The organism is Nannocystis pusilla (assembly GCF_020073745.1).
Lineage (GTDB): Bacteria > Myxococcota_A > Polyangia > Nannocystales > Nannocystaceae > Nannocystis > Nannocystis radixulma.
On sequence record NZ_JAIRAU010000047.1, the window covers coordinates 274,108 to 299,100 of the forward strand.

A 24,993-nucleotide genomic window follows, 5' to 3' on the forward strand; every position below is an offset into this window, starting at 1 on the left:
TCGGGTCCGAACGCAGGTCCTGACTTTCGCAGCCGCCCCGGGGACACTCTCGCCAGCGTGTCGTCCTCGCCCGCTCCCGCGCCTCTCGCTGCCGCGCCCGCGCCCGCGCGCGCGTGGCTGCGCGTCGGCCTGTCGATCGGGATCACCGCGCTCGCGCTGTGGCTGGTCCAGCGTCAGCTCGATCCCCTGCCCGACGAGCTCGAGATCGCCGCCTGGGGCCTGCCGGCCTACCTCGCCACCCTGCTGCTCTACGCCTTCCTGCGCTCGGCGCGGTGGTGGTTCCTCGTCAGACCTTTGGGACAGGTTCGCTTCGGCGACGTCATGCTCGTCGGCCTCGCCGGCGCGCTGTGGATCGTCGCGCTCCCGTGGCGGCTCGGCGAGCTGGTGCGTCCGGCCCTGCTCGGCCGACGCAGCGGCATCCCGGCCAGCCAGCTGCTCGGCACCGTCGCCATCGAGCGCGTCGTCGACGGCCTGTGCGTGTGCGCGGCCTTCTTCGTCGCGGCCGCCGGCGCGCCCGACGTCCCGGCGCTGACCGGCCTCTACGCCGCCTGCACCGCCGCCTTCGCCCTGTTCGCCGGCGCCCTCGTCGTGCTCGTCGTGCTCGCCCGCTGGCCGGCCGCGCTCGAGCTGCTGCTGCGGCGCGGCCTCGGCCGGATCGCCGCCCGGCCGGCCGCCATCCTCGCCGACGTCGCCCGCGGCCTCGCCGAGGGCCTGCGGGCCCTGCCCTCGCTGCGCCCGCTGCTGCTGTTCCTGCTCGGCACCGTCGCCTACTGGGGCACCAACGTGTTCGGCATGGCCCTGCTCGCGCGCGCCTGCGGCCTCGACCTCGGCCTGCTCGACGCGCTCGCCGTCCTCGCCGTCCTCAACCTCACCCTGCTCGTGCCCGGCCCGCCGGCCCACGTCGGCACCTTCCAGCTCGGCGTCGCCGCCGGGCTCGGCCTGTTCCTCCCGCCGGACGTCGTCCGCGCCGGCGGCTCGACCTACGCCTTCTTCCTCTACACCTGCCAGCTCGCCATGATCGCCGCGCTCGGCATCGCCGCCAGCCTGCGCCTGCGCCTCGGCTGGCGCGCCGCCCTCGACCTCCGCCCGCCCGACCGGCCCTGATCGCCCCGCGATGCCCGCCGCCCTCACCTGCCCGAATCACCATGCTTCTGGGGCCATGCCCTTTGAGACATATCCATTCGAGCATGCCCTCACGAACATGTCCCCGGGAGCCGGACCCTCGTGAGCCCGCGCCTGCGCACCGCGCTCAAGCTGCTGCTCGGGCTCGGCCTGCTCGCCGGCCTGGTGTGGTGGCTCGTGCCCGGCGGCGACGAGCTGCGGGCCGCGTTCGCGCGCGCCCGGCTGCGGCCGGCGTGGCTCGGCGTGTGCTTGCTGGCGACCTTCGTGGCTACCTTCGTCACCAGCGCGCGCTGGCGGCTGATGGCCGAGTCGATGGGCGGCAACCGCCTGCCGCACATCGCCTACTTCCACAGCCTGGCGCTGACGAAGATCCTCGGCCAGGTCAGCTCGACGTTCGTCATGGACATCGTCGGCCGCGGCGTGGTCTTGCGGGCCGCCGGCTCGCAGCGCGGCCTCGGCCACGCCATCACCCAGGCCGTGCTCGAGCGGGTGTTCGACGTCGTGCTGCCGGCCATGATGCTCGCCTGGGCCGTGGTCGTCTGGCGCGGCGGCTTCGCCGGCGCGGCCGCGATCGGCTCGTTCGCCGGCGTGTGCCTGCTGTTCGCCGCGTTCGCCGCCGTCTTCCTGGCCCCGCTGACGCGCCTGGCCCTGCGCGCCTACGCGGCCGCCCGCGCCCTGCGGGCCCGGCTCCGCCGCGTCGCCGTCGAGGACCCCGAGCTCGCCCCGCCCGTCGTCGACCGCCGCCTCGCCGTGCAGATCGGCGCCTACAGCCTGCTGCGCTACCTCGCGTCCATGCTGATGTCGTGGTCGACCGCCGCCGGGATCGGCGTCGACTTCACCTTCTTCCAGATCGCCGCCGCCACCCCGCTCGGCCAGTTCGCCGGCATGCTCGGCGTCACCCCCGGCTCGCTCGGGATCCAGGAGGTCGGCTGGGCCGGCGGCTTCAAGTGGGTCGGGGCCGACGACGCCGCGATCGTGCTGTTCGTCCTCAGCCTGCGCCTCGTCACGACCGCCTCGTTCGCCGTGCTCGTGCTCGTCAGCTGGCCGCTGCTCCGCCGCAGCCGCCCCGCCGCCCCGCCGCCCGCCTGAACGCCTCTTCGGACATGTCCGTCACGACATGTCCAGGAAAACATCACGGCGTGACGATGTTGAACGCCTGCGGGAACTGATCGAGCAGGCCGAAGAGCTCCTCGACCGCCGCCCGGTTCCCGCGCAGCTTCAGCGCCCCGGCGGCGATCGCCTGGTCGAGCGACGTCTCGCCCGCCTGCAGCGCGATCAGCGTCATCTTCGACAGCGCCAGGCTCGCGTCGGCGTCGGCGACCTCGGCCGAGCGTCGCCCGTAGTTCAGCACCCCGTGCGCGACCGTCAGCTCGTAGCGCTCCTTGGGCTCGGTGAAGTGGATGTCGAGCTTGAGCCGGGTCGCGGCCGCGCGCGCGCCGTTGAGGCGGACGGCCATGAGGTCGAACAGCAGCGCCGGCGTCAGCGCGCGCAGCGTGTCCGGCCCGGCCGTCTGGGCCGCCGAGCCGCTCGGCACGCCCTGGCGCAGCTCGAAGGCGCCTTGCAGGTACACCGCGCGCCACGGCCCCGACTCCGCCTGGTAGCCCAATTGCTCGTAGGCGTCGGCCAGCAGCTCCTTGCCGGCCGCGCTGTCGGGGTTGGCGAACACCACGTGGCGCAGCACCTCGGCGACCCAGCGGTACTCCCCGCGCTCGAAGTCGGCGCGGGCCCGCTCGATCGCCGCCGCCTCGCCGCCCATGTACTCGACGTACTTGCGGGCCGCCGGCTCCTGCGGCAGCACGTCGAGGTCCGACGGGTTGCCGCTGTAGAAGCCCATGTATCGCTGATACACCGCTCGCGCGTTGTGGCGCACCGTCCCGTAGTAGCCGCGGTTCGGCCAGTACTGCGCCAGGTCGGGCGGCAATTGCAGGTACTCCGCGATCTCCGGGCCCACGTAGCCGAAGTTCAGCATGTGCACCGATTGATCGTGGATGTACTTGTACAGGTCGCGCTGCTTCTCGAGGTACGAGCGCACGTTGGCCTTGCCCCACATCGGCCAGTGGTGGGCTTGGAACTTGACCTCGATCGCGTCGCCGTACAGCCCGATCGTCTCGTCGATGTACTTGGCCCACGCCAGCGCGTCGCGCACCTGCGCCCCGCGCAGCGTCAGGACGTTGTGCAGCGTGTGCGTCGTGTTCTCGGCCATCCACATCGCCCTGAACTGCGGGAAGTAGGTGTTCATCTCGGCCGGCGCCTCGGTGTTGGGCGTCAGCTGGAACACCATCTTCACCCCGTCGATCGTCAGCTCCTGGCCCGTCTTCGTGATCGACTGCGTCGGCGCGATCAGCGACACCGTGCCGCTCGCGTTCGCCATGCCGAGCCCGCTGCCCACCGTGCCCTGTGGGTCGCGGGGCAGGAACGTCCCGTACATGTACGCCGCGCGGCGAGTCATCGCCGGGCCCGCGAGCACCATCTCGCTCACCGCGTGGGCGAGGAAGCCCTCCGGCGCGATGATCCGCACCCGTCCCGCGCGCACCGCGGCCTCGTCGACCAGCCCGCGCACGCCCCCGTAATGATCGGGGTGCGAATGGCTGTAGATCACGGCCACGATCGGTCGGTCGCCGAGGTGCTGCTTCACCAGCGCGTGCGCGGCCCTCGCCGTCTCGACGGTGAGCAGCGGGTCCATCACGATCCACCCGCGGTCGCCCTTGATGAACGTGATGTTCGCCAGGTCGAAGCCGCGCACCTGATAGACCCGCTCGGTCACCTTGAACAGGCCGTAGATCAAGTTCAGCTGCGATTGTCGCCACAGGCTCGGATTGACCGTGTCGGGCGCCGGCGCGTCGCGGCGGATGAACTTCTTGAACGGCTCGAGGTCCCACACCACATTACCGTCGCCGTCGGTGATGGTCAGCGTGTGCGGGCGGGCGATGAGCCCGCGCTCGGCGTCCTCGAAGTCGGCGCGGTCCGAGAACGGCAGCGACTGCAGCAGCGCCGCGTTGGCCCGCCGCGTCGCCTCGGTCGCCGGCTTCGGCCCGTTCGGCGCCGCGGCCAGGCCCGCGTACGTCACACCGGCCAGCAGCAATCCGAGGGCGACGAACCAGATCCGCGAGACGTGAGCTCTCCGTGGCTGCATACGCCCACGATGGCCGAGGACCGCGCCCGCGCCAGTGACCGCGCCGCCTGCTCGTCGCGGCCCACGCCGCCGCGGAGGCCGCCGCGCCGGCAATCACCACACATGACCTTGGAGACATCTCGGAAGACCTCCGCCGCGGGCGGACGAGGTCGAGGCGTCGAGCCGCGCGCAGGCGGGCCGAAACGCCCCTCGCGGTCGTCGGCGCCGCGGCCGGCGCCGGTACGGTGAAGGTCCAGGTGCGGCCGTCTGAGCCTGTCCCGACAGACAGGCGTCGTCAGGGCGCGACCAGGATCCGCGCCGAGCGGGCCGGCACCGTCACCATCGGCCCCTCGACCATCTCGCCGGTCAGCTCGTCCTTCAGCGTCATCGCCGGCAGGTTGCCGACCGACTTGTCCGCGTCGCTGCGGTTGACGGCCACCGTCACCGTCTCGCCCTCGCCGGACATCGAGTAGGCGAAGCTGTCGGCGTCGGCGCCGAGGCGCGTGTACGACCCGCGGCGCAGCGCCGGGTGGGCCGCGCGGATCGCCCCCAGATCCTGGATATGACCCAAGAGCCAGGTCTGCCCCGCCGAGTAGCCGTCCCACTGCATGAAGCGGCGGTTGTCGGGGTCGCCGGCGCCGGGCATGCCGACCTCGTCGCCGTAGTACACCAGCGGCGCGCCGAGCGACGTGTAGAGCATCGTGAAGCTCAGCCCCAGGCGCTCGAACGCCGCGGCGCCGCCCGGCAGCCCCGGCTTGTTGTCCCACGCCCGGTCCTTGCCGTCGGCCCACTGGTTGTTCCACAGCGGCGAGTCCTCGGCCAGGTGGATCGCGCGCGGGATGTCGTGGTTGCCGATGAACGTGCTCATCACCGCCGCCCCGCCGTTGTAATAATTATTGTTGGCGTCGTAGAAGTCGGCCAGCTCCGTCATCGAGCCCTGGCGCATCAGCACGTTGTAGGCCATCTGCATGCGCAACGGGAAGTCGAACTGGCCGTCGAGCTTGTCGCAGCCGACGTACTTGTTGATGGTCGGCTTGTCGCCCGTGAACGTCTCGCCGACCATGTAGAAGTGCTGACCCGACATCGGCTCGACGTCGGCCTGGACGCGCGCGCGCAGGTCGGTCAGCCACTCGATCTTGATGTGCTTGACCGCGTCGAGGCGGAACCCGTCGGCGCCGGTGTCCATGATCCACTGGATCGCGTTGTCGATCGAGAATTCGCGGGCCGCCTGGTTGCTGAAGTCGAAGTCGGGCAGGTAGTCGGTGAACCAGCAGCGCTCGCCGTCGGCCCCGTCCCACGAGCAGCCGGCCCCGCACACGCAATCGCCGCCGCTCCCGTTGTCGTTGGGGTTGAACCAGTCGGGGTTGTCGGCGTAGACCGGCGCGCTGATGTGCACGTGGTTCATCGCGTAGTCGAGGATCACCTTGAGGTCGGCCGCGTGGGCCGCCGCCACCAGCGCCTGCAGTTCCGCCAGCGTGCCGAAGTGCTCCTCGGTCTGCGTCAGGTCGGTCGGCCAGTAGCCGTGGTACGCGCTGTACAGGTGCCCGTCGGTGCCGAGGCCGTCGTCCGAGGTGTTGTTCATCGGCACCGTCAGCCACAGCGTGTTGATCCCGAGCTCGGTGAAGTACCCCTCCTCGATCTTCGCCGTCACCCCGGCCCAGTCGCCGCCCTGCCAGTCGGCCGCCGTCTCCACCCCGATCAGCGCGTCGTTGCCCGGATTGCCGTTGTTGAAGCGGTCGACGAACACGAAGTAGATCACCGCGTCGCGCCAGTCGAACTGGCCCTCCTGCGGCGCCCCGCACGAGGCCGCCTCGCAGGTGAACGGGTCGCACGTCTTCGGCTCGAGCACCGAGTTGTAGCCGCCGAACCCGTCGTCGACCTGCTCGGGGTTGTTCGGGTCGGGGATCCAGCTCATCGACCCGTCGATGCGCAGCTTGTACTGCACGGGCGTGTCCCACGGGACAGTCACCGTCACGCGCCAGGTCGTCCCGTCGCTCTTCATCGCCGCGCCCTTCGTCCACCCGTCGGGCGCGAAGCTCCCCATCACGTCGACCGACGTCTCGCCGTTGTCGGGGTGCGTGAATTCGTGGTCGCAACGCTTCAGCGCGTCGTCGCACATCGGCGGCGGCGGCTCGCCCGTGGTCGGCTCGCCGGTCGTCGGCTCGGGCCCTCCCGTGGCGTAGCCCGTCACGTTCCCGCCCTGCGACGGGTCGTACGGCATCGTGCTCGGCGGCATCGTCACCGAGTCCGTCGTCTCCGACATGAGCGGCGGATCGGTGCAGCCGACCCACAAGATCGAAAGGACAGGCAGGATCCGGTGCGAGCGCGACACGCGGCCCCGAGGATGGCGCCTCGCCCGGCTCGCGGTCAAGCGCCCGGCCGCCTCCGACCCACGCCCGCCGACCTCGGGCCGCGGACGACCGGCCCCGACCGGCCCCGCCATTTACATGTCTTTTAAAACATGTCGAATCAGCCAGACCGAGCGCTCCGTTGTCGCCTCCGCTGAGCATTTCTCGGCCCGGCGACGAGCGGGGCCCACGACGCTCGCTGCAGGCGGGCACGGAGCGGCGGATTTGGGACGCCGGTGGGACGGAGACGCGGTTCAGCGCGCGCAGGCGCCCGTCCTCCGCGCGCGCGACGAACATGTCCTCAAGAGCATCTTGTCCCCAGCCAAGGCGCCGAGCACGTGAACCGGTGGGGGCCCGCCGAGCGAGGGGCCCAAATCCGCCGCTCCGTGCCCGCCGTCACCCAGTTCTTCCGGGCCCCGCGCCTTCGCACGCGCCTTCCGGGCCCCCGCGCCTTCGCACGCGCCAAGCCCAGTTCTTCCGGGTTCCGCGCCTTCGCACGCGCCAAGCTCAGCCGCGTTCACCCCGGCCCGAAGTCCTGGCGATAGCTACCGCGCTCGATGTCCTCGACCAGCCCCGGCCGCGACGGACGCCAGCCGAGCGCCCGCGCGTGCGTCGCTCGCACCCGGCTGTTGGACGCCAGGCCCAGGGCCGCAGCCTCCTCGCCGAGCGCCGCGATCGCCTCGGCCAGCGGCCACGACGTCGTGCGGTCGCCGAACCCGAGCAGGTGCGCGATCGCCAGCGCCACCTCGCGCAGCGACGTCTCGCCGTTCTCCGCGAAGAAGAAGCTGCCGGGCTCGGCCTTGTCGATCACCAGCGTGTACAGGTCGACGAGGTCGTCGATGTGCACGTTCGACCAGATGTTGCGACCTTCGCCGATGTACACCCCCGCGCCGCGCTGCTGCGACTCGCGGATCAGCATCGGCACCTGGATCGAGTCGCGCTTGCTGCCGGTGCCGCGGCCGTAGATCATCGTCGGGCACACCACGACGCTGCAGACCCCCTGGTGGGCCGCGTCGCGGACGAAGCGGTCGATGGCCACGCGCGCCGCCTTCGCCGGCACCGGCGTGAACGGCGAGTCGTCGGTGAACACCTGCTCCGACCGCTCGCCCGTGCCGACCTCGGCCACGATCGACGACCCGCTGGTGTGTACCAGCGTCTTGCCGCTCCCGCGCATCCCGGCGACCAGCGCCTCGACCGCCGGGCGGTGGTCCGCGTCCGCCGTGCTGATCACCAGGTCGGCCGCGTCGGCCAGGCGCACCAGGAGGTCCGTATCGTCGAGCCCGCCGATCACCGGCCGCACGCCCGTCGCCTCCACCCGGACCGCGCTCGCCGGATCGCGGACCAGGCCCGTCACCTCGTAGCCGTCCTGCACCAGCCGTCGCGCCACCGAGCCGCCGATATAACCGGAAACACCTGTCACAAATGCACGCTTCATCTCGCTGCTCCTGTGCCGCGAGCATGGTGTGTTCCTGCGCAGCATGGTAGTGTGATTCCTGGCACACCATCTGTGCCTGAAAGGCAAACCTCGTGGACCTGTCGCCGCAACTCCACGCGTTCGTCCGCAGCGTGCGGGCGGGCAGCTTCAGCGCCGCCGCGCGCGAGGCCGGCACCACCCCCTCGGCCTTCAGCAAGCAGGTCGCGCGGCTCGAGCAGAAGCTCGGCGTACCGCTGGTCGTGCGCAGCGGCCAGGGTCTGCAGCCGACCCTTGAGGGCGAGGCCCTGTTCGCGCGGGTGCAGCGGGCCTTCGACGACATCACCGACGCCTGCGAGGAGGCCGCCCGGGCCACCGGCCCGCGCGGGCAGGTCCGCCTGAGCGCCCCGGTCGAGCTCGGCCACGCCTGGCTGGTCCCGCGCCTGCCCGCCCTGCACCGCGCGCACCCGCAGATCGCCGTCGCGCTCGAGCTCGCCGATCGCTTCGTCGACCTGCACGCCGAGCAATTCGACCTCGCCTTGCGCGTCGGCGGCGACGGCGACGGCCGGCTCGTCCAGCGGCGGCTCGGTCGCCTGCGCCGCTGCTTCTGCGCCACCCCGGCCTACCTCAAGGCCCACGGCGTCCCGCGCACCCCCGAGGCCCTCGCGGGTCACCGCCTGCTCGCCATCCTCCGCGCCGGCCGGCGCGTCGTCTGGGAGCTGCCCGGCGGCGGCCGCCTCACCCCGCAGGGCCCCGTCGCCAGCGACAGCAACGAGGCCCTGCGCCAGCTCGTCCTCGCCGGCATGGGCATCGCCTGGCTGCCCGACGTCACGATCGCCGTCGACCTCAAGCGCGGCGCCCTGCGCCAGCTCTTCGCCGACACCCCCGAGGAGCCCGGCCTGCCGATCCAGCTCGTGTTCCCGCAGAGCCGCCTGCTCGCCCCGCGCGTCCGCGCCGTCGTCGACTTCCTCGTCGCCGCCGCCCGCAGCACCATGTCCGCATGAACATGTCCTTGTCGCCATGTTCCTCGGCGCGGCGCGCAGCGAAGCCTGCACGAACCTGTCCCGAGGGCCATATTACACGCACGCCGACAATGCCCTTTTCGTAATTCAGATCACCAAACTTGCAGTTTGGCGGTAACGGCGCCTCCGTGATAGTTTCGGCCGGACATGACCGTCGATCCGGCACGTTTCGGGCGCACGGCCGCCGTCCTGGCCCGCGGCCCGCTCGGCCTGCTCGCGCTGTGCCTCGTGTTCTCGTACGGCGTCGCCAACATGTTCGGCAGCCTCGCCGTCGCCCACCTCACCCCCGGGCAGCGCGACGTCCTGCTCGGATTCGTGGTCGTGTTCCCGTTCGTCGTGTTCGCCGGGCTGTTCCGCCTGATCACCCACCATCACACCAAGCTCTACGCCCCCGCCGACTTCCGCGACGAGCGCCACTTCGTCGCCGTCGGCCGCCCGTCGCCCGGGCGCCTCACCCCCGTCAGCCCGCCGGCGCTCGTCGAGCCGGTCGTCCACGGCGACGACTTCGTCATGATCGACGTCGCCCCGCCGGCCAACACCGCCCCGCGCGCCCTGTCCGGCTTCTGGACCCGCGCCGGCGAGACCTACTACGTCACCCGCCAGGGCCGCGTCTACCTCCTGCGCTCCCCCGCCCAGCAGGCCCAGATCACCCGCGTCGACGCCCTCCCCGACGGCTGCAGCCCGATCGCCAGCCAGCACTGCGACTCCGCCCTGTGCGCCCTCGCGGAGGTCGCCGACTCGCGCGCCGGCTGATTGAAAGTCTCCTCGGCTCGAGTCACCGTCACGGCATCAGTCGGGCCAGGATCCCAATTCACCGCCATCCACGATGGCCTTGATCAACTCGTGCTTCCCCGCGAATCTGATGAAGACTCGCGCGAAGAACTCCAGATCGAAGTCACACGCTGGAGAGACGCCAGCTCGCGTCTCTTGCCAGAGAGCGGCGAACAACGCGCCCACCAGATCCCGCGTCTTCTCGTCGTCAATTTCGTCGATCAGAAGCACGGCCTCTTCCTGGCGGATCAAGACACCCTTCGCGTCGCTCATCTCTCCGTCCTTTCGAGTCATCCACCACGGCGGCGCTCCTCGCGGCCGCGGGGCGAGATTCACCCTCCCGCCGCCCGCTCGCACCGCGCGGCGTAGCTGCGCATCAGCTCGGCGAGCTCTGGCGAGTGCTGCGGTTCGGCCGCCCGGAGCTCGCGCTCGAGCAGCGCGAGGCGCTCGTCGACAGCGAGGCCGCGGAGTTGTTCGGCGAGCTCTGCCAGCGCGCCGCCCTCGACGCCCAGTTCGTCCCGCGCCTCGACCTCGGCCGCGATCGCTCGCGCCTCGCCGGCGATCACCGCCTCGAGCTGCTGCGAGCACGGGACAGCTGGAGCGGGGAAGCGGTCGAGGCCATCGGCCACATGCTCGAGGAGGTGCACGATCCGTGCGATGCTCGCCGGCTCGGGCGCCGATCGATCGAGCACCAGCACGCCTCCGGCGCGCACGCTGCCGAGCTCCCGGCCGCCGAAGCAGATCTTGTAGTCGCGCAGCCCCAGCCCCGCCAGCGCGCGTGCCCCCGAGCGGATGTTCGTCACGCCTTCGAGCAACGTCGCAGCGCGCCTCGGCTCGGCGACAGTCCCTTCGGGGCAGCCCGTCGTCGGGCTCGCGGCCCGATCCGCGCCCGCCATCACCGGCGTGCCGCAGCCCGGCAGCGCCGTCGCCAGGACGAGGCACAGGACGCGATACCGGCGGGCATGCACGCTGCGATGATAACCTGCGAGCGGTCCCCCGCGCGGCCGCCGTTGCTGCCACCGCCGGCGACGTGTAGCATCGAACGATGCTTATCGCGCCTCCTTATCGCTTCGTTGGCCGGTGGTGTGCCGCCGCCCTGCTCGCCCTCCTCGCCGCCACGAGCGGCGTCGCCCGGGCCGACGTCGTCGACGTGCCGCCGGACTGCCCCGACGGCGCCACCCCGAACGGCTGTCACAGCGGCCCGTACTGCAGCCCCCAGGATTGCAGCGACGACACGACCTGTCCCGAAGGCAAGGTGTGCCGGCCCGTCGAGAAGTGCGCCCAGCCCTTCGAGTGCGGCGGCGGCTTCACCACCAGCGCTGGCGGCAACCTCATCGACGACATCGTCGGCGAGTGCGGCGACGGGGGCGCCTGCGCCAAGGGGACGTGCAAGATGTTCAAGCTGTGTGTCTCGGAGAGCGCGACGACCAGCGACACCGCCGGCAGTTCCGTCACGGGCTCCGGCTCCGGCGACTCGACCGCGAGCGGCGGCTCCAGCGGCGCCGGCTCGGGCTCGGGCTCCGGCGACTCCGCCGCGAGCAGCGGCGGCGCCCCGACCAAGCCCCTCGGCTGCGACGGCTGCCGCGCCGGCGAAGACCGCACGCCCGCGCTGATGCTGCTCGCGTCGCTGGCCCTGGCGCTGCGCCGGCGCCGACGATGAACCCCCGAGCGCTCGCGTTCACCCGCGATGCCCGCCCGGCCGCGCGAACTCCTCGGCGCAACGAATTCGCCCCCGCCATCCACATGTCCCAAAGAACATTCTGTCCAAAGAGACAGCGTTGAGCCGATCGAGCGGTAGCGCCCTCGACCCCTGCCGCCCCGCGGCACGGACGCGCGACAATCGTCGTACGCGAACGCTGACGCCCGTGCAACGCAATCCAGCGCACGCCGACCCCGGTCTTCAACGAGGCGCCTGCGCACGTCCCTCCCCGCCCGGCCACGAGCGGGGCCCGCGACGCTCGTCGAGAGGCGGGCACGGAGCGGCGGATTTGGGACGCCGGTGGGACGGAGACGCGGTTCAGCGCGCGCAGGCGCCCGTCCTGTGCCGGATCGACGAACCTGTCCTCAAGGCCATCCTGTCCAAAGAGACAGCGCCGAGCACGTGAACCGGTAGGGGCCCGCCGAGCGAGGGACCCAAGTCCGCCGCTCCGTGCCCGCCGTCACCCAGTTCTTCCGGGCCCCGCGCCTCCGCACGAGCGAAGCTCTCCGGCCCCCGCCCCTCCGCCCGAGCGAAGCTCTCCGGACTCGCCCCCCGCCCCTCCGGACTCGACCCCCGCACTCCCGGACGAGCCAGCCCGCTCGATCGCCCCGTAAAGCAACCGAGCCGCCCGCGCCACCTGCTCCACCACCGTCTCCGGCCCGTGCAGCTCGCCCGTCCAGCCGACCAGGCGGGAGAACCACACGTCCTGCAGGACCGCCAGCATCTCGAGCTCCGTCGCCGTCACCGGTCCCTCGTCGCGGCCGCGGATCGCCCCCACGATCAGCTCCATCAGCGCGCTGTGGAACCTGTGCAGCCGTTCTGCCAGCGCGTTCTCACCCGTCGCCGCCGAGCGGATCACCGCGCGTCCCAGGTGCGGTCGAGCGCACAGCGTCTCGGTCAGCGCGGCGAAGCACTCGATCAGGCGGTCGAGGCGGGTCGCCCCGGGCAGGGGTGCGTCGCCGAAGCGCTCGCGCAGTGCCACCAGCTCGAGCGACAGCACCCCGACCAGCAGGTCTTCCTTGCTGCGGAAGCGCTTGTAGACCGTGCCCAGGGCCACGCCGGACGCCTGGGCCACGTCGCGCAGGCGCACCGCCGAGAACCCGCCGGACTCGGCGAGTCGGACTGCCGCGTCGAGGATTCGGCGGGCGCGGTCGTCGACGAGGGTGAGCTCGCCTGGGATCGGGGCAGCCGTCATGTCTCCTCGGTGTATGCGGCTCGGGGGCACGCGTCAACGCTTCGCTTCGACGCGAACGAGGACCCCGTGGCGGGGCCGCATCGTGATCTGGAATTCTTGCGCGATCCGGGCCTGCGGGCTCAGCGACAGGCGGAAGCGCTGGGCGATCATCGCCAGCACCAGCGTCCCTTCGAGCAGCGTGAAATGATTGCCGATGCACATTCGCGGACCGGCGCTGAACGGGATGTAGGCCAGCTTGTGCCGGCCTTGCGCCTGGCCTGGCAGAAATCGCACGGGTTCGAAGCGCTCGGGTTCGTCCCAGAAGCGCGGGTCGCGGTGCATCAAGAACGGCAAGTACAGCACGCGATCGCCCGGATGGACCCGGTGGCCCGCGAGTTCGGTCTCCGCCACGATGTCGCGGCCTCCGCTCCAGGTCGGCGGGTACAGCCGCAGCGACTCTTGCAGCACCGCCTTCGTGTACACCAGCGTCGTCTGCACGTCCTCCGCGGTCGGCACGCGTCCGCCCAGCGCATCGACCTCCGCGATCACGCGGTCCCACACCTCGGGATGCGTCCCCAGCAGGTAGAACGTCCACGCCAGCGCGATCGCCGTCGTCTCGTGGCCTGCCAGGAAGAACGTCACGATCTCGTCGCGCACCAGCCGTGGGTCGAGCGGTGCCCCCTGTTCGTCGCGCGCGTTCAGGTACGCCGCCAGCAGGTCGTCGCCGTGCGTCCCTGCCGCCCGGCGGCGCGAGATGATCTCGAACGTCACCGCGTCGAGCGTCCGCAGCGCCTTGCGCAGGCGCAGGTTGCCCGGCGTCGGCCAGTGCAACGGCAGCTGCAGCATCTGGTTCCCGCGGCCCGACACCTGCTCGAGCGCCACCGTGAACGCCTCCGCCGACTCGTCCACGCGCGCGCTGAGGTCGAGGCTGAAGAGCGTCTCGCCGATGATCTCCATCGCCAGCGCCAGCAGCTCCTTGTACACGTCGAACTCGTCGCCGACCTCGTAGCGCTGCGTCCACCTCGTCAGCGTCCGCTCCGTCAGCCGCGTCATCTTGCCCGCCAGCGCCGCCACACTGCCCTTATTAAAACTCGGCTGGGCGATCCGGCGCTCGCGCCGCCACAGCTCGCCCTCGCTGGTCAGGATCCCGTCGCCGACCAGCACGCGGATCGAGTCGTACGTGTCGCGCTTCCCGTACGAGTCCTTGTCCGTCAGCAGGATCTGCTCGACCGCGTCGGGGTGCAGCGCCACGAACAGCGAGTGCTTGCCGACGCACAGGCGAAAGAAGTCGCCGTGCTTCTGCCGCGCCGCCTCGACCACCGGCATCAGCCCGTGGCGCGTGAGCATCGGCAGGTGGCCGAACACCGGCCACCGCGACGGCGTGGGGATCGAGTCGATGGGCGGCGGCGAGACGCGGTCGAGCAGGGCTTGCAGCACGGAGATTCATCCTCTTTGAAACGTGTTCTACACACCTAGAACGCGTTTCATTTCCAGGCAAGAGGCCTACCTCGCGCGATGCCGAGCATTCCTGCTCGGACGCCCGTCTCAGCCGCCATCTCGCCCTCTCCGCCGCGGCCGACCGCCGCGATTGTCGCGCGCGAATCCGCCCCGCGCGGGGCCGACCAGGCGAACCGGCGTCGGCATGCCCCGGAGGACATGTCCTTCAGGTCACTATCACATGTCCCGAGAGACAGCCCATCACAGGCACGGGTCGCCGGCCGGCAGCAGCACCCGCAGCGAGCGCGGCGCCATCGCCACCTCCGCGCCCGGCCTCACCTCGAGCGGCTCGCCCGTCAGCGCGTCCACGTACGAGCCTGGCGCGAAGGACATGTCCTCGAGCGCGATCGCCCCCGCCTGCCCCGCGCGCCACGCCAGCACCAGCGCGCGCTGCCCCTCCGGCGTCGCCCGCTCGAACGCGTACGCCTCGCCCTCGGCCACCAGCGCCCGCCGTTCGCCGCGCAGCAGCGCCGGCGAGCAGCGGCGCAGCTGCCCGAGCCGGCGCGTCGTCGCCAGCAACCTCGCTTGCGGCTCCATCAACGCGTCGAGCGCCGGCATCACCCGCCGGCAGTCGGGGTCGTTGCCGCCGGCCAGCCCGACCTCGTCGCCGTAGTAGATCACCGGCAGCCCCGGCAGCGTCAGCACCAGCCCGAGCGCCAGCGCCTGGCGCTCGTACGGCTCCGCCGCGACCGGCTGCGGCTCCGGGCTGGCCCATGGGTCAGGTGCCGTCCCGCCGGCGGCCTCCGACAAAAACCGCGTCGTGTCATGGTTGCCGATCATCCGCGCCAGCGTCCCGCCGCTGCCGGCCGTCTTCGCCTCGACCGCGAGCAGCGACGTCTCGACCGCCTCGAACCCCGCCGACTCGTGAGCCACCGCGTCGCGCAGCGCCCACATCAGCGGGAAGTCGAACACGCTGTCGAGCCCTTCCGGACCCAGGTAGTAGCGGATCACCTCGATCCCGCCCGCCCCCGGCCCCGTGAACACCTCGCCGACGAAGAAGCTCGCCTCGCGCGGCGCCAGCCGCTCGCGCACCTCCGCCGCGATCCGGCGCGTCGCCGCCCGCGGCATCATCGGCACCGCGTCGACCCGCATCCCGTCGACGTCGAATTCTTCCATCCACCACACCGCGTCCTCGTAGGCCCAGCGCAGCGCCTCCGGCCGCTCGAGCCGCAGGTCGGGCAGGTACGGCGTGAACCAGCACGTCTGGATGTAGCGCCCCCAGTCGCAGCTCCCGAGCCCGCACACACATGTCGGATCGGACCTGTTCCACAGGTCATCCGCCGCGTGCGCCACGTAGCGCTCGTTGGCCTCGTACAAGTGGTTGGGCACCAGGTCGAGCAGCACCCGGATCCCGCGTGCGTGCGCCGCCGCCACCAGCGAACGCAGCGCCGCCTCGCCGCCGATCCGCGGATCGACCGCGCGCGACTCGAGCGGCCAGTAGCCGTGATAGCCCTCGTAGAGGTGCCCGTCGCCGCGGCCCTCGCGGGCCTCGGTCGGGTTCACGTACACCGGCGACAGCCACAGCGCCGTCGCCCCGAGGGCCGCGATCGACTCGAGCTCCGCCTCGATCCCGTCGAGCGTCCCGCCCGCGCGCCCGCCCGGGCTCGCCGGCGGCGCCAGCGTCGCCCCGCCCGGCCCGCGGAAGCGATCGATCATCACCTGCACGAGCACGCCCTCCTGCGGCCGGGCCGCCGCCGGCTCGACCCACGCGACCGCCCGCGCCCGCGCCTCGCGACCGGCGCGATCGAGCGCCACCAGCTCGAGCGAGTGCTTGCCGCGAGGCAGCCCCGCGCGCTCGATCGTGATCGACCCGCTCGCCGGATCGATCACCGCCGGCACCACCGTCCCGTCGCTCGCGCGGCCCTCCGCGCGCTGCAGCGGCGAGCCGTCGGCCCCCGCCAGCAGCCGCGCCGACGCCGACCACGTCCCGGCCGGCGTCGCCTCGACCGCGTCGACCACCAGCTCCGGCTGCGCACAATCGGCGATCCGCAGCAGCGACACCTCGAGGTCGTCCTGCTCGCGCCAGAACGTCGTTAGCGGGTTGTGCTCGTCGACGCGATCGACCCCGTCCTCGACGATCAGGTAGCCGTATTCGCCGGGCGGCAGCTCGAGCCGCGCCACCTGCCACTGCGGGTCCTCGGAGCTGGTCCGCAGCGGCACCCCGGGCACGTACCACGCGTTCCACGAGCCCACGATCTCGAGCGACGCCCCGGTCCGCTGCGGCTGAGCCCACACCGTCACCGAGCAATCGCGCCGCGGCGGCGCCGCGTCCTCGCAAGCGGCGAGCCCGACCGCGATCGCCGCGGCCATCACTCGGACCTGCCGACCTCCCCCGCGCATCGGCCTCAGCGTATCACGCCGGGCTCTGCCGCCGGCCGCCGCGTGCAGCCCCGTGCGCGTCTGCCTGGTGGTGCTACGGGTTTCACGGAGCCACCCATGCAGTCACAACAGATGATCCAGGCCCTCGCGCAGATCACCTCGGACTTCCGCCGCGGCGACCTCGACGCCGCCTATCAGGGCTATCGCGACCTGTTCAGCAGCCCCGCCTTCAACCAGGGCAACGCCGACGATCGGCGACATGCCCTGCGGCAACTCGTCTACACCCAGGGCGCCCCGACCCAGTTCACCCGGACCATGCGGGTCGCCCACGACGCCGCGCTCGGGCCGATCCAGGCCCTCATCGCCGAGCAGGACGACCCGGCCGACCGCGAGCTGCTGCGCGTCTGCAAGACTCGCCTGACGTAGCCCGCGATCCACGCTCGACAACCGTCGTCGCTTCGGAGTACCACTTGCGACGACGCCGTGCGCCGCGATCTTCGTCCTGTCCTGTCCCTCGCCGTCGCGTTCCTCGGCGCCGCCGTCTCACCTGCGGCCGCCGCCCAGAGCCCGCCCGCGCCGCCGACCACCTCGCAACCGACCGCCTCGACGCCGCCGGTCACCCCGGAACCGACTGAAGCTGTCCCTGCGGACAGCCCGACCGAGGTCGCCACCGAGCCTGAGCCCGCGCCCGACGGGCCCGACGAGGCCACCCCGCGCGAGGCCCCGCCGCCCGCGCCCGTGCCCGAGCCGGCCGTCAAGCCGGACAAGAAGCCGGCCGCCAGGGGCCCGCACCCGCACGATCCCAACAGCCCCCCGGGCCTCGCCGACGGCTTCCACTTCGGCTCCTACGGCCGCGTCATCGCCGGCGGGGACGCGGCAGGTCGGGCCGGGCGCAACGGCGACATCGTCGCCCGCGGCTCGCGGCTCGACGAGGCCAACTACGCCGAGCTCGAGCTGCGGCGCGAGGACTACTGGAAGTCGACCGGCGCCTACACGCGGATCGTCGCCACGACCGCCTTCGCCAACCCGATCTTCCACTACAACGGCCAGTTCGCCGCCGCGCTGGCGATCCGCAACCTCTACCTCGAGGTCCGCAACGCCGGCCTCAAGGGCCTGTCCTTTTGGGCAGGTGCCCGCATGTACCGCGGCGACGACATCTACCTGCTCGACTTCTGGCCGCTCGACAACCTCAACACCGTCGGCGGCGGCGTCGGTTACACCTTCAAGACCGGCACCGAGCTCAAGTTCCACGCCGGCCTCAATCAGCCGACCGATCCGTACTATCGCCAGACCATCCTGCGCCCGCCCACCTACAATCAATTCGGGCAGGCCGAGGTCGCGATCCTCGATCGCCAGAAGCTGGTCAGCAGCGTCAAGCTCAGCCACGTCTGGCCGATCGGCGCCAGCGGCGGCGTCAAGGGCATCCTCTACGGCGAGCTGCACTACGTGCCCGAGGGCCAGCGCGAGGTCGAGAACAAGGTCTACGAGCAGGTCCCGAAGGACAAGGGCTTCGTCGGCGGCGCCCAGATCAGCGCCTTCACCGGCAAGCGCAGCACCTACGTCAACCTCACCGCGCGCTTCGCCTCCGGCCTGGCCGCCTACGGCGAGCTCAACGCGCCCCGGCAGCTGCGGCCCGATCGCCTGACCACCGGCGCCTACGAGATGCTCGTCACCCTCAGCGGCAACTGGGAGCGCGGCCCGTTCGGCCTGCTCATGGGCTCGTATTATCGCCAGTTCCGCAACGCCAGCCGCACGCTCGACTGGGACGACCTCAACGAGGGCATCGTCATCGTCCGCCCGCAGGTGTGGTTCGCCAAGATCGCCGGCGTCGCGCTCGAGGCCTCGTATCAGGCCCAGCAGCGCGGCGTCGCCACCGAGGCCGAGCCCGACCTGTTCAAGCCCGTGTTCGCCCAGATGGGCCGCTTCGGCTTGATCCCCTTCATCACCCCGGGCGGCCCCGGCGCGTTCCAGCGCCCGCACATCCGCCTGATCTACCTCCTCACCGTGCGCGACGCCGCCGCGCGCTCGTTCTACCCGGCCGACGACAAGTTCGCCCGCCGCGGCGTCGACCATTTCATCGGCGTCGGCGCCGAATGGTGGTTCGGCTCGACCAGTTATTTCCGCTGACGCGGACCTTCGCGAACGGAGGCACCCCATGCAATTCCGACTCCTCGCATTCGCCCCCGCGCTCCTCGCCGCCGCCGGCTGCCTGCACTTCGACACCCTCGAGGAGCCGGTCAAGGTCGCCACCCACGCCAAGGACTGGCGCGAGGCCGTCATCTACCAGGTCCTCATCGACCGCTTCGACGACGGCGACGACGGCAACAACTACTTGCTCGACCGCGAGAACATGGCCCGCTACCACGGCGGCGACTGGATCGGGCTCGAGAACCGGCTCGACTACATCCTGGAGCTCGGCGTCAACACCCTGTGGATCTCGCCGGTCATCAAGAACATCGAGACCGACGCCAACGTCGACGGCTACCACGGCTACTGGGCCGTCGACCTGACCCAGCCGAACGCCCACTTCGGCAACCTCGACGATCTGCGCAGCCTCGTCCAGGCCGCGCACGAGCGCGACATGCTGGTCGTGATCGACATCGTCGCCAATCACATGGGTCAGCTGTTCTTCTACGACATGAACCTCAACGGCGTGCCCGACATCTTGCTGCAGGGCACCGGCACCCGCCCGCAGGGCACCCCGGTGCCGCCCGGCTTCGACCAATCGGGCTTCACCCACATCACCGAGTACGACCCCGACTTCAACCCCGGCGGCGTCCAGGCCTTCACCTCGCTCGGGCCCGCCGGCCCGGCGCCGATCATCTTCCCCTTCGATCCGAAGAGCGGCCACGTCACCCCGATGCCGGCCATCTTCCAGAACCCCGACGTCTACAACCGCAAGGGCCGCACCTTCAATTATGACGACCCGCAGCAGCTCCTCACCGGTGATTTCCCCGGCGGCCTGAAGGACGTCAACACCACCCGCTGCGACGTCAAGCAGGCGTTCGTCGACTCCTACGCGCGGTGGATCGAGCTGACCGACGCCGACGGCTTCCGCATCGACACCGTCAAGCACGTCGAGCGCGAGTTCTGGCGCTACTTCACCCAGCGCGTGCGCCAGCGGCTGGCGGCCCGGGGCAAGCACAAGTTCTTCATGTTCGGCGAGGCCTTCGACGGCCGCGACGAGTTGGTCGGCTCGTTCACCAAGAACGACCTCCCGAGCGACGAGGAGCTCGCGCGCGAGAACTCGTGCGACGACGGCCCCGAGCTCACCGGCGACCAGCTCGACAGCGCCTTCTACTTCCCGCAGCACTACCAGGTGTTCCGCGACGTGTTCCAGGACGCCGCCTCGACCGACCGGATCGCCAATTTGTGGGCCAACAAGACCGTCAATTACGGCACCGTCGCCCCGGCCGACAGCGCCGGCGTCGCGCCCCACAAGGTCCTCGTCAACTTCATCGACAACCACGACGTCGCCCGCTTCCTCTACTTCGCCCGCGCGCGCGTCGACGCCGACCCCGCGTTCGCCGGCAAGTCGCTGCGCGACAAGGAGCTGCGCCTGCGCGCCATGCTGCAGAACGCCCTCCTCATGCTCATGACCGCCGAGGGCATCCCGTGCCTCTATTACGGCACCGAGCTCGAGTACCGCGGCGGCAACGACCCGAGCAACCGCGAGGACATGTGGCGGCCCTACCCCTATTTGGGCGACACCGCCGCGCCGCCCGCGTTCGACACCACCGGCCCGACCTTCGTCTTCACCAAGAAGCTGATCGAGATGCGCAAGAAGCTGGCCGCCCTGCGCCGCGGCGACACCACGGTCGTGTGGTCGACCTCGCGCACCGGCGACGAGTCCGACGCCGGCATCTTCGCGTTCGAGCGGGCCGGCGGCGAGGCCGGCGGCAACTATGCGCTCGTCGTGTTCAACACCAACCAGCACCACGACAGCCGCACCGCCTTCGACGGCACCACCATGACCACCTCCGCACCCGCCGGGGCCGTGCTGGTCGACGTCCTCGACGGCAACAAGCAGTACACCGTCGGGGCCGGCGGCGCGCTCGACCTCACCCTCCCGCCGGTGTCCGGCATGCTCCTGGTCCCGCAGCAAGACGTCTGACGATCCATGGTCGCCGTCACCGCCCGCACGATCGTCAAGCGGTTCGGGGCCACCGAGGTCCTGCGCGGCGTCGACGTCCACGTCCCCGACGGCGGCTTCGCCGTGCTCGTCGGCCCCAGCGGCTGCGGCAAGTCGACCCTGCTGCGCCTGCTCGCCGGCCTCGAGGAGGTCACCTCCGGCGAGATCCGCTTCGGCGAGCGCGACGTCACCCGCCTGCAGCCGCGCGACCGCGACATCGCCATGGTGTTCCAGTCGTACGCCCTCTACCCGCACCTCACGGTGCGCGACAACCTCGCGTTCGGCCTCAACCTGCGCAAGACCGACCCGGCCACCATCGCCAGCCGCGTCGCCGAGGTCAGCGCCATGCTCGGCCTCGATCACCTGCTCGACCGCCTGCCGCGCGCGCTGTCCGGCGGCCAGCGCCAGCGCGTCGCCATGGGCCGCGCGATCGTCCGCCGCCCTCAGCTGTTCCTGTTCGACGAGCCGCTGTCGAACCTCGACGCCGCCCTGCGGGCCCAGGTGCGCGTGGAGATCCGCAAGCTCCACGACCAGCTCGGCGCCACCAGCGTGTACGTCACCCACGACCAGGTCGAGGCCATGACCCTGGCCGACCAGATCTTCGTGCTCAACAAGGGCGTCGTCGAGCAGGTCGGCCCGCCGCGCGAGGTCTACGACCGCCCGCGCACCCGCTTCGTCGCCGCCTTCCTCGGCAGCCCGGCCATGAATTTCCTCGACGGCGCGCAGGTCGGCGCCAGCGGCCTCGCGCTGCCCGGCGGCCAGACCCTGCCGCTGCGCGAGCCGGGCCAGTTCGGCGCCGCCCTGCAACCTGGCCGAACGGTCAGCCTCGGCGTCCGCCCGCACGACTTCGTGGTCCGCGCCGACGCCCCCGACCTGCGCGTCGCCGTCGAGCTCGTCGAGCTGCTCGGCCCCGAGCTGCAGATCCACGCCCGCTTCGGCGACGCCCCGCTGACCGTCTGCCTCGACAGCCAGAGCGGCGTCCGGCGCGGCGACACCCTGCCCCTGGCCGTCCGCGCCCTCCACCTGTTCGACCCCGCCACCGGCCTGAGCCTGCGCGCATGAGCATGTCCTCGAGAGCCTGTCGATACGCGCGTGTCCGTCCGGGCATGTCCCCGCGAACAGGCTCCTTCGCACATGTCCTCTGCCTCATCTTCGCCCTGCTCGCCGCCCTCGCCCCCGCCCGCGCGCGGGCCGACGACCTGCGGCTGTGGCACGCCTACCGCGACGCCGAGGCCGCCGCCCTGGTCGAGGTCGTCGAGCGCTTCAGCGCGGCCACCGGCCACCGCGTCGAGCTGCTGGCCGTCGCCCACGAGAGCTTCGCCAGCAAGCTGGTGGCGACCATCCCGCGCGGCCAGGGGCCCGACGTCTTCATCGACTCGCACGAGCGCCTCGGCGACTACCGCCAGCGCGCCCTCGTCGGCCCGGCGACCGCGGCGCTCGACGACCCCGCCGTCTACTCCGCGCAGTCGCTGGCCGCGGTCACCCGGGACGGCGTCGTCTGGGGCGTGCCGCTGAGCGCCAAGTCGGTCGCCCTGTTCGTCAACACCGGTCTCGTCGGACATGTCCCGAAGACCCTGGAGGAGATCGCCGCGCTGTCGCTGCCCGCCGGCGTCTACCCGCTCGCCTACGAGGCCCAGAGCGCCTACGGTCACATGCCGCTGCTTGCGGCCTTCGGCGGGCGCATGCTCGCCGAGGACGCCTCCTTCGGGTTCGTCGGACCGGCCGCCGAGCGCTCGCTGGCGTTCGCGCGCGAGCTCGCCGAGCGCGGCGCCGTCCCGCGCGACGCCGACGGTGCGCTGGTCGCCGACCTGTTCCGCAGCGGTCGGGCCGCGTTCGCGATCAGCGGTCCGTGGCTGGTCGGCGACCTCGCGCAGGTCCGCTTCGCCTGGCGCGTCATCCCGCTGCCCGTCGTCGCCGAGACCGGCCTGCCGATGCGCCCGCCGCTGACCGTCGAGGCCGCCATGCTGTCGCCGCAGGGCGCCGCCAAGCCGGCCGCGCTGGCCCTGGCCCGCGCTCTCGGCGGCGCCGACGCGGCCGAGCTGCGCCAGCGCCAGGCCGGCACCCTGTCCGTGAGGACAGACGTACCTGTCCCCGAGGACAACCCCGTCCTCGCCGGCTTCCGCGCCCAGGCCGAGCTCGCCGAGCCGATGTCGGCCGACCCGGCGATGCGCTCGACCTGGGAGCCGGCCTTCCGCGCGATCCGCAAGGTCCTGCGCGGCCAGGCCGACCCCGCCGAGGCCCTCGCCGAGGCCGCGCACCGCTTCGCCGACGTGCGCCGCCCCCCGCCGGCCGCCGCCTCGCCGACCCCCGCGCTGTTGCTGCTCGGCCTCGGCCTCCTGCTCGTCGCGTTCCACCTCGTCCGCCGCGCCCGCGACCCCGACGCGCGCCAGGCATTGCGCCGCTCGCTGCCCGCCTACCGCTATGTCGCCCACAGCGTCGTCGTCGTCGGCCTGCTGGTGTTCGTCCCGCTGATCGTCGGCGCCGCCACCTCGCTGTTCGCCGGCCGCCCCGGCGAGGGCTACTACGTCGGCCTCGCCAACTTCGTCGAGATCCTCACCGCCCGCGGCGGCCCCCTGCTCGCCACCGGCTCGTTCTGGTTCGTCCTCCTCGTCACCTTCCTGTGGACGGCCGTCAACGTCGTCCTCCACCTCGGCATCGGCCTCGCGCTCGGCCTCGTGCTGTCGCGCCCGACCCTGCGCCTGCGCGCGCTCTACCGCGTGCTGCTGATCATCCCCTGGGCCGTCCCCAGCTACGTCACCGCCCTGGCGTGGAAGGGCATGTTCCACCAGCAGTACGGCGCCGTCACCGGCCTGATCCACGCCGTCAACGACCTGTTCGGCACCAGCGTCGAGCCGATCGCCTGGTTCTCGCGCTTCGCCACCGCCTTCGCCGCCAACGTCGCCACCAACGTGTGGCTCGGCTTCCCCTTCATGATGGTCGTCACCCTCGGCGCGCTCACGGCCGTGCCCGCCGACGTGCTCGAGGCCGCCGAGGTCGACGGCGCCTCGCGCTGGCAACGCCTCACCCGCGTCACCCTGCCGATGATCCGCCCCGCCCTCGCCCCGGCCGTCACCCTCGGCGCGATCTGGACCTTCAACATGTTCAACGTCGTGTTCCTCGTCTCGGGCGGCGACCCCGACGGCGCGACCGACATCCTCGTCAGCGAGGCCTACCGCTGGGCCTTCACCCGCGAGGCCCAGTACGGCTACGCCGCCGCCTACGCCGTCCTGATCTTCCTGCTCCTGCTCGTCACCACCCGCCTGCCGGCCTGGCTGGCCCGCCGCTCGGAGGCCGCGCGATGACCCACCGCCGACGCCCGTCTCGTCGCCCCCCGCCGACGCGTCCCTTCGAGCATGCCCCTGCGACCATGTCCTTCGGGTCATGCCCCTCACGACATGCCCTGACGACCATCCACCCCGCCATCATCGAGGTCGGCCGATGAGCCCGTCCGGCCAGGGCCGCAGGGTCGGCCTCGTCGAGTCGATCGGCGCCCACCTGCTGCTGATCGTCGCCGTCGCGTTCGCCCTCTACCCTGTCCTTTGGGTCATCTCGCTCGCCTTCTCCGGCGCCGTCGAGCCGACCGCGCGGGTGATCCCGGTCCCGATCGAGCCGACCCTCGAGCACCTGCGCGGCGTCGCCTTCTCGACCCTCGAGGTGCCCGGCGGCCCCGACCGGTGGTTGTTCGGCCTGCAGCTCGCCAACTCGATCGTCATCAGCCTGGCGACCGCGCTGGTCGGCGTCGTCATCGCCGTGCCGACCGCCTACGCTCTGGCCCGCTTCGAGTTCGTCGGCAAGGACTCGGGCGTGCGCGCGCTGCTGGCCACGCAGATGTTCCCTGCGGTCGCCAGCGCGATCCCCCTCTACATCATCCTCGACGGCCTCGGTTTGCTCGGCACCCGCTCGGGCCTGGTCCTCTGCTACGCCACCACCGCCGTCCCGTTCGCCATCTTCCAGCTGCGCGGCGCCTTCGAGACCATCCCGCGCGACCTCGAGGAGGCCGCCATGGTCGACGGCGCGACCCGCTTCGAGGCCTTCCGCAAGGTCGTCCTGCCCGCCGCGCGCCCCGCCATCGCCGTCACCGCGCTGTTCGCCTTCATGAGCGCCTACAACGAGTTCGTGCTGGCCCACACCATGCTCGGCCGCGAGGAGATGTACACCGTCCCGGTGGTGCTGCAGCGCTACATCTCCGAGTTCAGCGCCGACTGGCCCAAGTTCGCCGCCGGCTCGCTGATCGTCTCGATCCCGGTGATGGTCCTCTTCTACATCGCCCAGCGCCACCTCATCGCCGGCCTCACCGCTGGCGGCGTCAAGGGCTGACGGGCGAGCGAGCGCAATGATGGCACTGTGATGTTCGCCCGGAGGCCGCGGCCCCCACGAAACACAATG

At 71.7% G+C, this 24,993-nt stretch carries 19 protein-coding genes; 11 read left to right on the forward strand and 8 right to left on the reverse strand.

Features of this window, described 5'->3' with window-relative positions; all coding sequences use genetic code 11:
• Positions 1-57: 57 nt before the first annotated feature.
• Together K7C98_RS34275 and K7C98_RS34280 are read left to right on the forward strand one after the other, a co-directional pair.
• A complete protein-coding gene (locus K7C98_RS34275) occupies positions 58-1,104 on the forward strand; it encodes a lysylphosphatidylglycerol synthase domain-containing protein (protein WP_224196056.1) in 1,047 nt (348 codons plus the stop codon).
• A gap of 120 nt (positions 1,105-1,224) precedes the next feature.
• Positions 1,225-2,211 carry a lysylphosphatidylglycerol synthase domain-containing protein gene (locus K7C98_RS34280; RefSeq protein WP_224196057.1) on the forward strand — a complete coding sequence of 329 codons (987 nt, stop codon included), beginning with the start codon at positions 1,225-1,227 and terminating at the stop codon, positions 2,209-2,211.
• A gap of 43 nt (positions 2,212-2,254) precedes the next feature.
• Here K7C98_RS34280 and K7C98_RS34285 read toward each other — a convergent pair whose 3' ends face one another.
• The 3 genes from K7C98_RS34285 to K7C98_RS34295 form a co-directional block, all read right to left on the reverse strand.
• Positions 2,255-4,255, reverse strand: coding sequence for an alkyl/aryl-sulfatase (locus K7C98_RS34285; RefSeq protein WP_224196058.1), 2,001 nt, complete (start codon positions 4,253-4,255; stop codon positions 2,255-2,257).
• A 274-nt stretch (positions 4,256-4,529) separates the two neighbouring features.
• The gene (locus K7C98_RS34290; RefSeq protein WP_224196059.1) at positions 4,530-6,566 is read right to left on the reverse strand and encodes an alpha-amylase family glycosyl hydrolase; all 2,037 of its coding nucleotides are present in this window, start codon (positions 6,564-6,566) and stop codon (positions 4,530-4,532) included.
• A 533-nt stretch (positions 6,567-7,099) separates the two neighbouring features.
• The gene (locus K7C98_RS34295) at positions 7,100-8,017 is read right to left on the reverse strand and encodes an NAD-dependent epimerase/dehydratase family protein (protein WP_224196060.1); all 918 of its coding nucleotides are present in this window, start codon (positions 8,015-8,017) and stop codon (positions 7,100-7,102) included.
• 92 nt (positions 8,018-8,109) lie between these two features.
• Here K7C98_RS34295 and K7C98_RS34300 point away from each other — a divergent pair, with 92 nt between their 5' ends.
• Positions 8,110-8,997: a LysR family transcriptional regulator gene (locus K7C98_RS34300; protein WP_224196061.1), complete on the forward strand. Its 888-nt coding sequence runs from the start codon at positions 8,110-8,112 to the stop codon at positions 8,995-8,997.
• A gap of 165 nt (positions 8,998-9,162) precedes the next feature.
• Positions 9,163-9,768, forward strand: coding sequence for a hypothetical protein (locus tag K7C98_RS34305; protein ID WP_224196062.1), 606 nt, complete (start codon positions 9,163-9,165; stop codon positions 9,766-9,768).
• Between the two features lie 36 nt (positions 9,769-9,804).
• Here the strand turns inward: K7C98_RS34305 and K7C98_RS34310 are convergent, their stop codons facing one another.
• Both K7C98_RS34310 and K7C98_RS34315 read right to left on the reverse strand, forming a co-directional pair.
• On the reverse strand, positions 9,805-10,059 hold the full coding sequence (locus tag K7C98_RS34310; protein WP_224196063.1) for a hypothetical protein: 255 nt from the start codon (positions 10,057-10,059) through the stop codon (positions 9,805-9,807).
• A gap of 59 nt (positions 10,060-10,118) precedes the next feature.
• Positions 10,119-10,754, reverse strand: coding sequence for a hypothetical protein (locus tag K7C98_RS34315; RefSeq protein ID WP_224196064.1), 636 nt, complete (start codon positions 10,752-10,754; stop codon positions 10,119-10,121).
• 77 nt (positions 10,755-10,831) lie between these two features.
• Here K7C98_RS34315 and K7C98_RS34320 point away from each other — a divergent pair, with 77 nt between their 5' ends.
• The gene (locus tag K7C98_RS34320) at positions 10,832-11,446 is read left to right on the forward strand and encodes an MYXO-CTERM sorting domain-containing protein (RefSeq protein ID WP_224196065.1); all 615 of its coding nucleotides are present in this window, start codon (positions 10,832-10,834) and stop codon (positions 11,444-11,446) included.
• Between the two features lie 499 nt (positions 11,447-11,945).
• Here K7C98_RS34320 and K7C98_RS34325 read toward each other — a convergent pair whose 3' ends face one another.
• The 3 genes from K7C98_RS34325 to K7C98_RS34335 all read right to left on the reverse strand — a co-directional run bounded on the left by K7C98_RS34325 (position 11,946) and on the right by K7C98_RS34335 (position 16,466).
• Positions 11,946-12,680 (reverse strand): TetR/AcrR family transcriptional regulator, encoded by a 735-nt coding sequence (locus K7C98_RS34325; RefSeq protein WP_224196066.1) that lies wholly within the window; start codon positions 12,678-12,680, stop codon positions 11,946-11,948.
• 33 nt (positions 12,681-12,713) lie between these two features.
• Positions 12,714-14,096 (reverse strand): cytochrome P450, encoded by a 1,383-nt coding sequence (locus K7C98_RS34330; RefSeq protein ID WP_224196067.1) that lies wholly within the window; start codon positions 14,094-14,096, stop codon positions 12,714-12,716.
• 261 nt (positions 14,097-14,357) lie between these two features.
• Positions 14,358-16,466, reverse strand: a complete 2,109-nt coding sequence (locus tag K7C98_RS34335) for an alpha-amylase family glycosyl hydrolase (RefSeq protein WP_224196068.1) — start codon at positions 16,464-16,466, stop codon at positions 14,358-14,360.
• A 126-nt stretch (positions 16,467-16,592) separates the two neighbouring features.
• Here K7C98_RS34335 and K7C98_RS34340 point away from each other — a divergent pair, with 126 nt between their 5' ends.
• The 6 genes from K7C98_RS34340 to K7C98_RS34365 all read left to right on the forward strand — a co-directional run bounded on the left by K7C98_RS34340 (position 16,593) and on the right by K7C98_RS34365 (position 24,924).
• Positions 16,593-16,901, forward strand: a complete 309-nt coding sequence (locus tag K7C98_RS34340) for a hypothetical protein (protein WP_224196069.1) — start codon at positions 16,593-16,595, stop codon at positions 16,899-16,901.
• A 57-nt stretch (positions 16,902-16,958) separates the two neighbouring features.
• A complete protein-coding gene (locus K7C98_RS34345) occupies positions 16,959-18,602 on the forward strand; it encodes a carbohydrate porin (protein ID WP_224196070.1) in 1,644 nt (547 codons plus the stop codon).
• A 28-nt stretch (positions 18,603-18,630) separates the two neighbouring features.
• On the forward strand, positions 18,631-20,589 hold the full coding sequence (locus tag K7C98_RS34350; RefSeq protein WP_224196071.1) for an alpha-amylase family glycosyl hydrolase: 1,959 nt from the start codon (positions 18,631-18,633) through the stop codon (positions 20,587-20,589).
• Between the two features lie 6 nt (positions 20,590-20,595).
• Positions 20,596-21,669: an ABC transporter ATP-binding protein gene (locus K7C98_RS34355; protein ID WP_224196072.1), complete on the forward strand. Its 1,074-nt coding sequence runs from the start codon at positions 20,596-20,598 to the stop codon at positions 21,667-21,669.
• A gap of 44 nt (positions 21,670-21,713) precedes the next feature.
• Positions 21,714-23,909 (forward strand): extracellular solute-binding protein, encoded by a 2,196-nt coding sequence (locus K7C98_RS34360; RefSeq protein ID WP_224196073.1) that lies wholly within the window; start codon positions 21,714-21,716, stop codon positions 23,907-23,909.
• Positions 23,910-24,045: 136 nt separating this feature from the next.
• On the forward strand, positions 24,046-24,924 hold the full coding sequence (locus K7C98_RS34365) for a sugar ABC transporter permease (protein WP_224196074.1): 879 nt from the start codon (positions 24,046-24,048) through the stop codon (positions 24,922-24,924).
• Positions 24,925-24,993: the final 69 nt, after the last annotated feature.